This is a genomic window from Tenacibaculum caenipelagi (assembly GCF_004363005.1).
Classification (GTDB): Bacteria; Bacteroidota; Bacteroidia; order Flavobacteriales; family Flavobacteriaceae; genus Polaribacter; species Polaribacter caenipelagi.
The window spans coordinates 57,969-73,870 of the sequence record NZ_SNYH01000001.1 but is presented as its reverse complement, the minus strand read 5'-3'; the positions used below and the strand labels follow the sequence as shown (position 1 = coordinate 73,870).

5 protein-coding genes are annotated in these 15,902 nt (G+C 32.3%); 4 read left to right on the top strand and 1 reads right to left on the bottom strand.

Annotation, left to right across the window (positions count from 1 at the left end):
• Positions 1-14 precede the first annotated feature (14 nt).
• From DFQ07_RS00285 to DFQ07_RS00275, 3 genes are read left to right on the top strand one after another with little or no spacing between them, the layout of a single operon-like run.
• Positions 15-4,631 (top strand): hypothetical protein, encoded by a 4,617-nt coding sequence (locus DFQ07_RS00285; RefSeq protein WP_133534290.1) that lies wholly within the window; start codon positions 15-17, stop codon positions 4,629-4,631.
• A complete protein-coding gene (locus DFQ07_RS00280) occupies positions 4,624-6,723 on the top strand; it encodes a fibronectin type III domain-containing protein (protein WP_133534289.1) in 2,100 nt (699 codons plus the stop codon). Before DFQ07_RS00285 ends, DFQ07_RS00280 begins: the two co-directional genes overlap by 8 nt.
• An 11-nt stretch (positions 6,724-6,734) precedes the next feature.
• Complete coding sequence (locus DFQ07_RS00275; RefSeq protein WP_133534288.1) at positions 6,735-14,552, top strand: T9SS type A sorting domain-containing protein; 7,818 nt, start codon at positions 6,735-6,737, stop codon at positions 14,550-14,552.
• 35 nt (positions 14,553-14,587) lie between these two features.
• Here the strand turns inward: DFQ07_RS00275 and DFQ07_RS00270 are convergent, their stop codons facing one another.
• Positions 14,588-15,331, bottom strand: coding sequence for a hypothetical protein (locus DFQ07_RS00270; RefSeq protein ID WP_133534287.1), 744 nt, complete (start codon positions 15,329-15,331; stop codon positions 14,588-14,590).
• 371 nt (positions 15,332-15,702) lie between these two features.
• Between DFQ07_RS00270 and DFQ07_RS15440 the strand changes: the two genes are divergently transcribed.
• Entirely contained in the window at positions 15,703-15,870 is a 168-nt protein-coding gene (locus DFQ07_RS15440) for a hypothetical protein (RefSeq protein ID WP_166627682.1), read from the top strand.
• The last annotated feature ends 32 nt before the right edge of the window (positions 15,871-15,902 follow it).

Below are 15,902 nucleotides of genomic sequence, written 5' to 3'. Positions count from 1 at the left end.
ACCAACCAAACTAAATGAATAAAAAATTACCCCTAAGTTTTTTAATACTATTATTTATAAGTGTTTCGTTGTTCGCTACACCAAATTTTATAGAACGAGACAGTATAACTACAGCAAGTAAACGTGTAGATAAAACAACCTTAACAGCAAAAAGTAAAACACTTCGTAATTTTTCTTCGCTTGATAAATTTGATGAGCTAGAAGAAGCTTTAGGACCAGAAATAAAACAACGGTTTACACAGCAAGGTTTTCAGTTTAACACAGCCGATTCGTTAGTCAATAAAAAATGGTTAGATATGGCTACCAATACATTTAAAAGTATTGAAGAGTCAGAAAACTATATCGATGTTTTAACAAAAGACGGATTAAGTGAGCTTCCTGTAGCCATAAAACCTGTAAGTATTAGTAATGTAAAGTATACGGTAGGAATAGCAAAAGCAGTATTTAAACCAGCTTATTCTGAACTAACAGTTTTTTTAAAAGTTGAATTGCCTAATACAAATCCTGATAGGGGAGAACAGGTTTTAATTTTAGGAGCATCGAATGTAAAATTATCTCATGAAGGAGGAATTATAGGTGATGCAAAACTACATTTAATATCGCAATTTACTGTTAATTTCAATAGTGGAACATTACTACTTACCTTAAATGGAAGTATGGAAGAACCAGGAACCTATGCAATTATTGATTGCTCGGGTTTTAAAGAAATGGGCTTAGATGCAAATGTGAAATTTGCCAATGGCTTATTACATCCTGTTGATGAAAAAGGTAAAAAGAAAATAGGCTATGTAGAAGCAGATTTTAAAACCTCGATTTCTGATTGGAATGATATGGTTGTGAATATATCGTTACCTGAATTCGGAATTAAAGGTATAGAAGGAACTACGTTCAAATTAAATACAGCCGTATTTGATTTTAGTGATTTAAGAAATGATGAGGAAACACCAAAAGCCTATTTAGATAAGTTTTATAGTGTTGAACCAAATTTGTGGAGAGGAGTATATGTAAAGTCACTTCAAGTAGTTTTACCTCCTGAATTTAAAAAGAAAAATGATGATAAAAGAGTTGCTTTTGGTGCTACAGATTTAATTATAGATGGGCAAGGAGTAACTGGTAAGTTTACAGGAGAAAATGTAATCGATTTAAATGAAGGAACCGCTTCGGGATGGGATTTTTCATTAGACTACTTTTTGTTAGATATAGAAACAAATCACTTAAAAGCAGGAGAGTTTGACGGAAAACTAGTACTCCCAGTTTCTCAATTAGACAGTCTGCAATACAATGCTGTTTTCCAGCCAGGAGAGTATAAATTAGCAGTAAAAACAGAAAAAGATATCAAGTTTAATGTTTGGAAGGCAAATGTTCATTTAACCAAAGATTCTTATGTAGAAATGAAGGTTAAAGATGGAAAGTTTAGACCTAAAGCAAATTTAAACGGATCAATGAGTCTTGCTTCTGGGTTGAAAAAGGATGAAAACTCATCTAACGACACATCAAAAAGTATCATACAATTTAAAGGAATAACATTCCAAAAAATGGTTTTACAAACCGAATCACCTAAGTTTTCAGTTGATTATTTTGGAGTTAAAGGTAAGTTACAACTTGCAAATTTTCCAATAGTAATTAATGAAATAGGATTAAGAACTCCTGCAGATAATAAAGCGGAATTAGTTTTTGATTTTGCAGTGAATTTAACTTCAGAGTCAGATGGAGGAAATGGAGGAGCTTCAAAATTAGCTTTTAAAGCTAAAATGGATGATGCTAAAGGTAAATGGAAATTTGATGGTATAAGATTAGAGCATCTGTACATAAGAATGGATGTTGCTGGTATGCAATTAAAAGGAGCAATTTTCATTTTTGAAGATGATCCAACCTATGGAACTGGGTTTGCAGGTGCTGTTGGGGCTAAGTTTTCTACAGGAATAAAGCTAGAAGTAGAAGCAAAAGCTCTTTTTGGAAGAACAGATTCATTTAGATATTGGTATGCAGACGCCAAAGTAACTTTGCCACAAGGAATTCCAATTTTCCCTGGTTTTGCATTGAATGCTTTTGGTGGAGGTTTCTACAATAAAATGCGTATGGCAGGTAATTCAAATGCAAAAGATGCTGCCTTTACAGAAATTGGAGCTTCAACTTCAGGAGTAATTTATGAGCCATATGAGCAAAACTCATTTGGGATGAAAGCATCAGTAGGAATCATTACCCAAAACTCAGAAGATTTATTTCATGCCACAGTAGAGTTTGGTATGGCATTTAGAAAGTCAGGAGGACTACAAGAAATATATATGAAAGGATTTGGAGAGTTGATAAGCTCTTTGCCTGGTGACTTTTTCGATACAGTAAACAGCAATTTGTCTAGCATAGCAGCAGCTGGGGGACAAGGAATTCCTGCACAAAGTCCTACGGCAGCTATTTCAGCAAATGTTTTTATTGGTTTTGATTTTGTCAATGATATTTTTCATTCTACTTCTGAAGTATACATAAACTTTGGAGTTTTAAAAGGAGTAGGGCCTTCTGGTAGAGCGGGGTGGTTAGATTTTTATGTAGCTCCTGATGAATGGCATATGCTCATTGGAACACCTGATGATAGAGTAGGAGTAAAAATTGATTTGGGAATCCTAAAGATAAAAATGGATAGTTACTTCATGACTGGAGAAAACTTACCAGGAAGTCCGCCACCACCTCCAATTGTTGCTGATATCTTAGGAGTTGATGTTGCTGAACTCAACTATATGAGAGATGCTAATATGTTAGAATCAGGAAAAGGATTGGCTTTTGGTTCTAGTATGAGTGTTTCAACAGGAGATTTAAAGTTTTTAATTTTCTATGCTCGATTTGATGCAGGAATAGGTTTTGATATTATGCTAAAAGATTATGGAGAAGCTTATTGTAAAGGATCTTCAGAAGTTATAGGAATGAATGGGTGGTACGCTAACGGACAAGCATATGCGTATTTACAAGGTGTTTTAGGGGTAAAGTTCAAACTCTTTGGAATTAAAAAGAAGATACCCATCATAGCAGGAGGTGGAGCTGTATTATTACAAGCAAGGTTGCCAAACCCTGCATGGTTTAGAGGATATTTAGCGGGAAAATATAACTTGTTAGGAGGCTTAATTAAAGGAAGGTTTAGGTTTAAAATTGAGTTTGGAGATAAATGTGAAATAATAGGAGGAAGTCCTATAGATGGTATTGTTGTAATTAGTGATTTAACACCAAAAGAAGGAAGTACAGATGTAGATGTATTTGCAGCTCCTCAGGCAGTATTCAACTTACAGATTAATAAAATTTTTGAAATTCCTGATGATACGGGAGATAGAAAGTATAAAATTTTATTAGATGATTTTTCTGTAACAAAGAATGGACAAAATATTGTAGGAGAGATAAAATGGAATGATAGAAATGATGTAGCAGTATTTTATTCACATGAAATTTTACCACCATACGCTCAATTAAAAGCTAAAGTTCAATTACATTTTGAAGAATACAAAGGAGGAAGCTGGCAAAAAATTAAATCAGGTGGAAAGGTAGCTACAGAAGTAAAAGAAGTAAACTTTACAACAGGAGAAGCACCAGAAACAATACCATTAACAAATATAGATTATATGTACCCTGTACTAGGGCAAAAAAACTTCTTTATTGATGAGTATAGCACAGCTTATGTAAAATTAAAAAGAGGTCAAACATACTTGTTTGACGCTGCCCCAGATTGGAAAAAAGAAATGATAATGACCAGTGCATCTGGAGAAAATTTATACAAACAATTCACATATAACTCTGCTAAAAAGCAATTAGTTTATTCGCTGCCAGTAAATCAAATGCAAACACAAACACAATATGATGTAAGCTTAAAACTAACATCAGAAGCAAGTGATTTGGATGATAATGTATCAGAAACATATACTTCTAAAAATATTGGAGGTAGTTCTGAAAATACAGTTGAAGTAAAATCAAGGAAAGCAGAAGGAAATGTAAGTAAAGAAGGAGAAAAAGAATTGTTAGTTTATAATTTCAGAACAAGTAAGTACGAAACATTTAGCGGTAAAATGCGAGATATGAATAAGAATAAAGATTTATATCAACACATTGTTTATCCTTATGGATTAACATTACTATCAAGTATTGACTACCAAGAAGCATTTGATCTAGCAGAGTTGAGAGGAAATGAATATACAGGACATCAACCTTTAGTAGTATCAAGAGCAACTTTAGATGATAGTTACTATAGAAATCAGATTTATCCATTAATCTATAACAACTATCCATATGAAGGAGATATTTCGGTAAGTAGAGAAATTGATGAAGTGGGAGTACCACCAGTAGAAGGAGTGGAACCGATGACTTGGTATGTAACCTATTTAGAGAATAATTATTCGGGAGAAATAAATTTATATAACCCATACAGGTATAATCTCACGTATTATTATTTAGAAGATTACGAAGATTTGAGATATCAATTAGTTAGTTCAAATATTAATTGGAATGCAAAGTCACAGTATATAAAATTAATTACGGAAGCTTTTCCTTACATGCGTCAAGGAAAATATAAAGCAACGTTACAATACGTATTACCAGGTCAGGTAAAAAAGAGCAGAATAAATTCATTAAAATATTTAAACCCATTAAATGATTAAGAAGAAGAGTACACCTATCATCTTTATGCTTCTGATGTTGGGTATTACAGTAAAAACCTATGCCCAAAAAGAAATAGGTAATATTAAAGCAGAGGTAAAAGCAATTGCAACAGTATCTGAAAATAAAATATTATTACGTTGGGGAGTAACGACCCCAACAGCTTGGAAATATGCTAATAAATACGGCTATATAATTGAAAGAAAAACAATAGCAGTTGATAAAGAGATACTATCCACGCCTGTAATAAAGCAATTAACTCCCATTCCTTTGAAGCCTTATCCAATGATGGAATGGAAAGAGTTTTCAGAGGAAAATAATTATGCTGCATTAGCTGCGCAAGCCTTATATGGAGAGGAGTTTGATGTAGAAATGAATGAAGGAGGAGATGGATTACTGAGTATTATAAATAAGGCACAAGTAATAGAACAGAGGTTTACTTTTGCTCTGTATGCAGCCGATCAAGACTTTAAAGTAGCTAAGTTTTCAGGATTGGCTTTTATCGACGATACGGTAAAACCTACAGAACGCTATTTATATACCATACGAGTAGCTTTACCACAAGAGAAAAAAGACTTGATCAAATCAGGAGGGGTATATTTAGGATTACTAGATAAAAAACCGCTACCTGAGCCACAAGAATTTGTTGGGGTTTTTAAAGATAAAACAGTTATTCTAAGTTGGAATCAAGCGATTTTAAAAAGGTACTATACCAATTACATTATTGAAAAATCTGAGGATGAAGGAAAAACTTTTAAAAAACTACTAGGTACACCAGTAGCTACTTTAGGAGAAAAAGAAAAGAATCCATCAAATAGAATGATGTATATAGATAGCCTTTCACAAAACAATAAAACCTATTCTTATAGAATTAAAGGAATATCTCCTTTCGGCATTGAAGGACCATACTCAAAAGTTGTTTCAGGTAAAGGAATAAAGCCATTAACCCATACTCCATTTATTACAGATATAAAATTGAATAATCAAGAAGGAGTTTTAAGTTGGGAGTTTCCATCAGAAGGTATTAGCACGCTTAGTGAGTTTAAACTAGTTAGATCTAATACCCCAAAAGGTAAATATATTACTGTAAAAGACAACATATCAAAGAATAAACGAAGTGTTAAACTAGAAAGTTTACAAGCTATAAATTATTATAAAATTGTAGCTGTGGGTAACGATGGAGGTACCCGAGAATCTTTTCCAAAAATGGTACAACCTGATGATAGTACTCCTCCTGCAGTACCAATTATGTTAAAAGGAACTATAGATTCCCTTGGAGTAGTTAGATTACAATGGAAACAAAACACTGAAATAGATTTTTTAGGATATAGGATATTTAAAGCTAATTTGAAAACAGATGAATTTACTCAAGTAACATTTGAACCTACACCTAATAGTGCTTTTATTGATACCATTAACATTAAGACATTAAATAAAAAGATTTATTATAAAGTTCAAGCTTTTGATAAAAGATATAATCCATCAGAATTTTCTGAGGTTTTAGAATTAAATAGGCCCGATATAGTACCACCAACTGCACCCGTTTTCACTTCGTTCAAATCAGATAAAGGAAGAGTTGAGATAAAGTGGATATCAAGTACTAGTAATGATGCTCAATCTACAGTAATTTATAGAAAAGAAAAAGGAGTGAAAGAGCCATGGCAAATGTTAAAGAGTTTACCATTATTACAAAATAAGTTTATAGATGAAACAGGAGTTATTGGAAAAACGTATTTGTACACGGCTTTAACTATAGATGAATCGGGACTTGAATCGGAACCTATAACACCTTTAAAAATAACAGTTTTAGATAATTCGCCTAAACCAAGTATAGAAAGATTTACAGGGTATGTAAATAGAGAAGAGAGGTATATTGAGCTGAATTGGAATTATAAAGAAACAAATACTAAAGAGTTTGTTTTATACAAAGCTGAAGAGGGAAAAAAGCCAACAATGTATAAAGTCTTTAAAGCAGATACTAATAAGTTTAAAGATAGAAACTTATTAATAAATACAAAATATACATTTTTAATTCAAGCAATTTTTGAGTCAGGAGCAAAATCTCCGCTTAACAAAATTGGAATAAACTATTAAAAGAAAGCTATATGAAAAGAAATATACTCTTAATTTTATTCTTATTTTTTTCAATTATATCACAAGCTCAAACGTATACCATAAAAGTTGAAGGGTATATAGGTCAAGGAAGGTCTTCTTGTGGTTCTAACAAAAATGGTTTAGGAGGAATAAAAATGTTTTTCTCTGATGGAACGACAAAATATTTAAGAGATCCTGCGATTTATGGATTACGCTTTATTAATCAAAGCTATTCACATGAAGACACTTTTAATGTATCTAAAAAAGTAACGAAAGTAGAGTTTCATACAATCACTAGAAGAAATGGAACTTTTGGATGTGAAAGCTCTAAAGAATCTGAGATTAAGGTAGATATAGCTTCACCATGTTTTTATAAACAATATCAGAAAGACGAAGTATATAGAAGTGACATAAATAGAGGTTGGGCACGAATCTCTATAAAACCAAATGCTTCTCTATCGTATCCTGATGGGTCAAGTACTTCAAGAGTAAAAACGGTTTGTGCAAGTAGTTCGGTTAGAATTAAAGCAACTTCAGGTTTTATGCCTACATCAAGTGTGTATGTATGGGAATTCTATGACCCTGTAAATACAGAGACTAGAACACATCCTGACTATCAAGCTTTGTTAAACGCAGTATCGTCTGCAGAGTCAGCTTATGATAGTTGTGTTAGAAGAACGGGGGATTTTGATAGATGTGAAGGGTTTATGATGGCTGTATTTGAGGCAAAAAGGAATTTAAATAATTACACAGGCCCTAAAACTATACAAGTAAGTGTTTGGAGAACTATCACGAATAAAACGGGGCAAGCTACAATTGATTTAAAGTTAGCTAATTTGTACTCTTCCGCTACAGATAGAAATAAAGCATTAACTAAAAATATTAACATACGTGTAAAGCCAAGTTGTAACAACTCCTTTACAACAAATACTGTTACAGTACAATTTTTACCCGATGCACCCCAGATAGCAAAAGCGCCAACAATAAAACAACCTACTTGTTCTTATAGTACAGATGCAGACTTTAAACTGTATTTTACGAGGCAAATTTTTAGTCATGAGAAAATAGATTTTAATCTTCTGAAGAAAACATTAACAAATGAATATGTTGCTGTTGATAACAATACAGGAATTACCTCATTTGTAAGTTCAGGAGGATACTGGATGTATGATTGGAGACCAACATCAGGAACTTTAACATCGGGAGATTATAGGGTTGAGGTAACTGGATTTAATAGAAGTACAGGTTCTCCTTTGTGTGAAAAATACTCGTATGATTTTCAAATAAAGTCACCTCCAAAAGTAGTTTTTAGTGCATCAAAGATACAAGATGAAACATGCTATAGTAGTAAAGATGGAAAAATAAAAATTACGGGATCTGGTGGGTCAGGTAGTTTTTACTATAGTTTAAATAATGGATCTACTTGGAGTTCTTCAACGTTTTCAGGTCAAATTACAATTAGCGGATTATCACCAGCTAATTATGTAGTAAGAATAAAAGATACTAAAGGTTGTATAGATAAAAATAAGACTTCACAATCAATAACAATAAGTGGAAAAAATAAAATAACACATATTTTACCTTCCAATGCAGTTACGCATCCTAGCGCAGTAGGAAGCAATGATGCGTCTATAAAAATTAATAGTGTAAGTGGAGGTACGCCTTTTAGTAATTATTACAATTATACAGTTTTATTGAATGGAAGCACTACTAATATTAAAAGTGGTAGAGCTTATGTAAGTGGTTTTGTAATACCTAACTTACCAGCAGGAACTCACAAAATTAGGTATACAGATAAAAATAATTGTACACAAGAGTATACACTACCAAAGATTATAGACCCAAAACCAATTACATTTTCTGTTAGTTCAGTAAAACCAGATTGTTATCAAGGTAAAGGGACAATAAATGTAACAAGTATTGCAGGAGGGTATCCTAACTATACTGTTATTTTAAAAAGAGGCTCAACAGTACTAAGCACATTGACGGGAAGAACAAATAGTGCTTCTTTTAATATAGAAGCAGGAAACTATACTGTTTTGGTTAAAGACAGTAAACAAGGTAGTTTAGAAAAATCTATAGCAGTAATACAACAATCAGAGGTAACTATTTCAAGAGTAAGTTTAGCAACTCCAATAAAATGTAGTGGAGGTAGGGCTTCTGTAAGTATTACGGCTACTGGAGGAAAATCAAATGTATATCAATATGCGATATATAAGAGCTCAGGAATTTTATGGCAAGATAGTAATGTGTTTTCGTTACCAGCAAGTAGTATAGGGTATAGGTTTATAGTAAGAGATAGAAATATAACAACTTGTAGATCTAGAGTTTCCTCGTCAATAACAATAACAGAGCCTTTGCCAATTGAAATTATTGGTAATTCTGTAAAACATAATAATGTATTCGGAGAAGCTAAAGGAGAAATATCATTAACCATAGATGGAGGAGTTCCAAACTACACTGTAACGTGGAGAAAGAAATATGATACTTCTTTTTCTAGGACAGGAAGCCTAATTACAGGGCTAAGAGCAGGGTTTTATATAGCTACTATTAGGGATAACAATGGATGCACGATAACTTCTAATGAAATAGAAGTAAGAGAAAATCCACAATTATTAGCCTCACTGACTATTAGTAAAATGATAGCCTGTAAAGGAGGAGTAGGTTCATTAATAGTAAATCCATCAGGAGGATCAAATAGTTATTCATATAAATGGTTTAGGGGAGGAACAGAATTAATAGGAAAAACAGCCAATCAATTGACTAATATTAGTCAAGGTAGTTATTCAGTTACCATTAATGATGGGTTTACCACTATTTCTAAAAATATAACATTAACAGAGCCTAGTGCTATTACGTTAAACATAACTAAAACAGATATCTCATGTTATGGAGCTGAGGATGGAAAAATAAAACTTGCCATTGGAGGAGGAACTCCACCATATCAATATTCTATTGATGATCAAACATCATTTCAAGCAGTAAATAGCTTAGTTGATAATACTATTGATGGATTGACAGTTGGAAGTTTTACTGTTTGGATTAAAGATAGTAATGGATGTATAGTTAATACACCAGCGACCACCACGATAAAACAGCCAACACAAATAATTATTAATAGCTTTTCTATAACAAACTGTGAAGTAGCAGGGAATAATGAAGGAGCTATAACAATTGAAACTTCAGGAGGTGAAGGAGCGCATAGTTATAAATGGACAAAAGAAGGAGATGCTTCTTTTACTAGTAATACTAAAGACATAAATAGTCTTTTCGCAGGAATTTATCATGTAGTTATAAGAGATGCAAAAGGTTGTGAAATAACCCAGTCATATGAAGTAAAGGAACCACAACCTATTCAAGTGGACATAAAACTAACAAAACCTATTTTATGTAATGGTGATGAAACTGGAGAACTGCTAGCGGAGGTATCAGGAGGATATCCAATATATTCAACTCCAATTGATTTTGATTATAAATGGTACGATATAACTTCAGGGACACCGGTTTTATTAAATTCAGATCTAAAACAAAATAAAATAAACAACCTAAAAGCAGGAAGTTATAGAGTGGTAGTAAATGATATAAAAGGAGCTACTACACAAAAAGAGATCACAATTAATCAACCAGCTAAAATTGAAGTCAATTTAGCGTCGAGTACAAATGTGAGTTGTTTTGGAGGAGGAGATGGAAGTATTGATGTTACTATTTTAGGAGGAACTAAACCCTACAGTTTTTCTTGGAAGAGTACCAATAACACAACATTTAATAAAACTACGGAAGATATTACAGATTTAAGAGAAGGGGCTTATTACGTAGAAGTTACTGATAGTAATGGATGTACATTTACTTCAAATAACTTTACGATAGAACAGCCTTTAGCAGTGTTAGAGATATCTAATTATGTGGTAAATAACTTAACAGGTTTTGAAACAAAAAATGGAAGTATATCTATTGATGTTGTTGGAGGAACACCAAGCTATACATATGAATGGAGACAAAAAGGAAGTACTACTATTTTAGGAACAACCAATCCATTTGAAAATATAGCGGCAGGAGAATATGAATTAACTGTTAAAGATACTAATGGTTGTATTACAACTGGAAGTTATACAGTAACAGAACCAAAGTTATTAGTAATTGATGCCATAAATCAACAAGGTAATATTCTTTGTTATGGAGATAACACTGTAAGTTTAACAGTTGAAGCTAGTGGTGGAGTGCTTCCATATAGTTATTCATGGAAATTAAAAGGAGGCGCAGTAGAACTGAGTACCAATAATACATTTAGTAATATAGGTGCAGGAATTTATGTAATAACAGTAACAGATAAAAACGGTAATATTGCTACGAAAGAGTATGAAGTTACAGAACCACTACAATTAGAAATTACAGGAATAACTAAAGTAGACGTGTCTTGTAATGGAGGAGCAGATGGTTCCTTGGACGTAAGTGTTTCAGGAGGAACTGCACCATATACATATAGTTGGAAGCATGGAACAATAGGTAGTAGTTTAAACTCTTTACAAGCTGGGATATATGAAGTGGTTGTTAGAGATAAAAACTTATGTGAAGTAACAAGAAAAGTTACAATTCAAGAACCAACAGTTTTAGCTATAGATAATTCAGTAATAAAAGATGTTACAGGTTTTGGATTATCAAATGGAGAAATAAGCATAAATGTTGTTGGAGGAACGCCAAACTATACTTATGAATGGAAAAATTCAAGTGGAATTGTACAAGGCAGTACAACCTCTAAATTATCGGGAGTTAAAGCAGGAGAATATTCGGTAAAAGTAATGGATGCTAAAGGATGTTTAGTAGAAACAGCATATACAGTTAATGAACCAGAATTGTTGACAGTAAATGTAAGTGAGACTTCAATTTTATGTAAAAATGGAGTAGGAATACTAACTGCCGAAGTTAATGGGGGAGTAACACCATATATGTATTCATGGAAGTTAAAAGGAAATTCAACAGTATTAAGTACTACTAATGTACTTCAGGATATAGGAGCAGGAATTTATGTAGTAACAATTACAGATAAAAACGGAAATACAGCCACTAAAGAATATGAATTAACCGAACCATCATTACTTGAAATTACAGGAATAAATAAAGTTGATGTTGCATGCTATGGAGGTACGGACGGATATATAGACATAACTGTTTCAGGAGGAGTAGCACCTTATACATATAGTTGGAATCATACAAGTTTAGACGCTCGAAAAGTGGAAAACTTATCTTCAGGTACATACTCAGTTGTAGTTACTGATAAGAATGGATGTACGACAGCAAAAGAGATAACAATCAATCAACCAGAAAAGTATGATATAACGAATGTAAAATTAATAAGACCTTCATCAAATTTAGTAGATGATGGTAGTATTGAAGTTATTTTCGTCGGAGGAGTAGCACCTTATTCATTTGAATGGAAGAATGAAAAAGGAGATATAGTTTCTACAAAATTGTCAAGTGATTTGTCTGATAAAATAGAAAATCTACCCGAAGGTATATATACAATTAAAATAAAAGATGCTGAAGGCTGTGTAATTGAAGAAACATACAATTTAGCAAGTCCAGGAGAATTATTAGTTGAAATAACACAGGTACAAGAAGTAAAATGTCATAATGCTTCAAATGGTATTTTAGATGTGATTACTGTAGGAGGAGTAGGAGGAAACAATTATGCATGGTATAATGCAGACAATAATGAGCTTCTAGGCATAGAAAAACAGCTTAAAAACATTTCAGCAGGTAATTATTATGTAGTTGTTAGTAATGCAGAAGGAATAGAGGAAAGAAGTTCCGTTTTTATAGTTTCGCAGCCTACAGAAATTCAGTTAGCAATTAAAGAAATAGATTTAAATTGTTTCAATGCTAATGATGGAAGTTTTGAAGTAGAAGTTCAAGGAGGTACAGGGAACTATGAATTTAGATATCGAGATGTATCAAGCTTTAGCGATTGGACAAGTGTAGGAGGTAACATTATAAGGGTTAATAATTTAGAGAAGAATGTCTATACACTTCAAGTAAGGGATGCGAACAACTGTTTAGCATTAAATACAGATGGTAGTTCAGACTTTACAATAGAAATCACTCAACCATTACCATTGTCAGTTTCAAATGAATTGGTAGAAGATGTTACAGGGTTTGGATTATCAAACGGATCAATTTCTGTAGATGTAGTAGGAGGAACTCCACCTTATATCTATGAATGGAAAGAAGGTTCAGGAACAACAATTTTAAGAGGAACTAATCAAATAACATCTATACCAGCAGGTAATTATCAATTAATTACAACAGATAATAAAGGATGTGTTTTAATCAAAGATTATATAGTAAATCAACCATTAAAACTAGAAGTAGATATAGTAAGAACTTCAGTGATTAGTTGTAAAGGAGAAGAAGACGGAGCTTTAACAGCCAAAGTTACAGGAGGAGTAGGAAGATACACGTATAAATGGTATAAGGAATTAAGTAGTCCTTTACAGATAGGAACATTATCATCAGTCTCAGGATTAGGATACGGAACGTATTATGTTGAGGTAGAAGACTCAAATGGAAATAAGGTAAAAAGTGCTTTATATAATTTAAAAGAACCAGAAGTATTAGCATTACAATTAAGTTCAGATTATACTTTATGCGGAACAGGAAATGATTGGACTGTCAATACAATAGTGACTGGAGGAACTGCACCATATAGCTATTTATGGAATACAGGAAGTAACGAAGCTATGTTACAAGATGTAGTTATAGGAGAATATAATGTAACTGTTGTTGACGCAAATGGTTGTAGAGCATCAGAGACAATCAAGTTAACATTACCACAAGCGATATCAATAGTAAGTGAAACTATAACAAAACCAACTTGTTTTCAAGGTAATGATGGTAGCATTGCACTAGAGGTTATTGGAGGAGCACCACCTTATGAATACACTTGGAGCAATTCTAAAACAGGTAAGGTAGTCACTGGACTAACTTCAGGAGAGTATAGTGTTGAAATAAAAGATAGTAAGGGGTGCTTTATAACAAAATCTTTTACAGTTGAAGATCCAGAGCAGATAGCGTTAGATTTAGGTGATGATGTAACATTATGTGTAGACCAAACTTATATTTTAGATGCTACTATAATAGATGGGGTTGAATATAGTTGGAGTTCAACAAGTGGGTTTACAAGTAATAAAGCTATTGTAGAAGTTCAAGAAGAAGGAGTTTACACGGTAATAGCAAAAGATAGCAAAGGATGTGAGATAGAAGATAGTATTGAGATTAAACGTTCAAAACAAGAAATTTCTTCAGACTTTGCAGTATCAACACAGGTGTTTACAAACGAATATTTTGTAGCAGTAAATATTAGTGATGTAACACCAGATGAGGTAGAATGGATATTACCAAGTGAAGCAATTATTAATGAAAGTAATGATAGTTATACAGAAATAAAGTTTGAAAAAGAAGGAGAATACGAAATAACAATGTTAACTAGAATAGGAAATTGTGAAGCACTAAAAACAAAGAAAATAATTGTTATTGATAGGGAGGTAGAAGTTGATGGAGAAGAAAAAAATAATGTATCGCCAATGATTAGAGAATTGGTGATATACCCAAATCCTTCTTCAGGTAAATTTAGGGTTGATATTAAATTAAAAGAAGAAAATTTAGTTAGTATAAAGATTTTAGAAATGTTAGGCGGTAATTTAGTAGATGCTAAAATTATGAACGGATCTAATGAATATAAGGTTGATTATAATTTGAACTTAATACCAGGAGTATATTTTGTATTAACAGAAACAAAAGAGCAGAGAATAATTCAGAAGATATTAATCAATTAAATAAGCTAAAGAATAAAAAAAGCGCTGTTGAATAGCTATTCAACAGCGCTTTTTGTTATAGTAAACCCTTCACTTTCTAAAATATATTCAGTAATGGGTTTTAATTCCTTTAAAGTTTCAGGATGTACACCCCTAGCCGTAAAGAACTCTCGTTTTCCTTTCGTATTATTTCCATACCAAAAATTCGGCTTACCGTTAGTAAAAAACTCCATATCCTTAGTAAGAATTACTTTCTTAAAAGAATTAATATTTATAGAAAATATATTATTGTTTATGGAATTTTCAGTAGTGCAAGAAGTTTTTTTATAATGGTTTTTTTTCCAAACGAAACAATTACCACTATCAAGGAATGATTCTCTATAAATAAATAAAAAAGGGACAATTATAATAATCCCCACGACAATAATAGATTTTTGCTTTTTTACTTTCCCTTTACTAGAAGTATCCCCAACGTTATTATCAAACGTATTATTTTTTTTAGAAGATTTCTTATTAGAGGAAGTATGTTTATTAACATAATCTTCATACCCCTCATAGTTTAGGTAGTTAGCCATGAAATCTCTTTGGTAGCTATTAGGTAAACTAACACTTACTCTTTCTTTTTCTTCCACATACTTTTCATAATAACGTTTAGCCTTTCGTTCACTAATATAGTTTTCATCATTATAGCCTACTTCTTGTAACTCATTAGCCCAAAAAACAGCCTTCGCATTTTTATTGGTTTTATACTCATTTTTCTCTATAGCATTAAAAAAATCGGTTATAAGTTGTTTAATCATGGTTATTTGGTGTTTGGCCAAAAGTATCCAAAGTGGTCACTTTTTGGTTACGGTTAACCATAATGTGCACAAATACAATATGGAGAAAAATTGGTTAAATAATGGTTCATTTTAAACCTTTTTCATTGCCAATATTTGCATCAGAATTAATCGAGAGAGAAAAAACAAAACAATTGATTGGTTCTAATTATAAGATAAACATTAGTGGATTTTCTTAGAGGGGGAGCTACTAAAAAACACCGATGTTCATCTTCACTTCCCGCAAAAGAGATGCGCACCTCTTTTAAAAATTCTACACCCACAAGGTGTAACTGTACCTAAGCAAAGTGCTTGGACAGGATAAATTTTATCAATTTTTAAAAGAAAATAAAATGAACAAGGTTTTATTAATCATAACATTTTTAGTAACAAATGGATTATATACTATAAATACAAATTCAACAACTGTAGTACCAGAAACTAACTCTACGGAGACAACAACAACTGATACAGGTGGGGAGGAAGATCCGACACCAGTGGAGGATGATGAAGAAGATTAAAGAAAAAAGCGCATTATATAATGCGCCTTTTT

Coding starts and splice junctions, on each gene's coding strand:
- DFQ07_RS00285 (WP_133534290.1), top strand. CDS start 15: ATGAATAAAAAATTACCCCTAAGTTTTTTAATACTATTATTTATAAGT.
- DFQ07_RS15440 (WP_166627682.1), top strand. CDS start 15,703: ATGAACAAGGTTTTATTAATCATAACATTTTTAGTAACAAATGGATTA.
- DFQ07_RS00270 (WP_133534287.1), bottom strand. CDS start 15,331: ATGATTAAACAACTTATAACCGATTTTTTTAATGCTATAGAGAAAAAT.
- DFQ07_RS00275 (WP_133534288.1), top strand. CDS start 6,735: ATGAAAAGAAATATACTCTTAATTTTATTCTTATTTTTTTCAATTATA.
- DFQ07_RS00280 (WP_133534289.1), top strand. CDS start 4,624: ATGATTAAGAAGAAGAGTACACCTATCATCTTTATGCTTCTGATGTTG.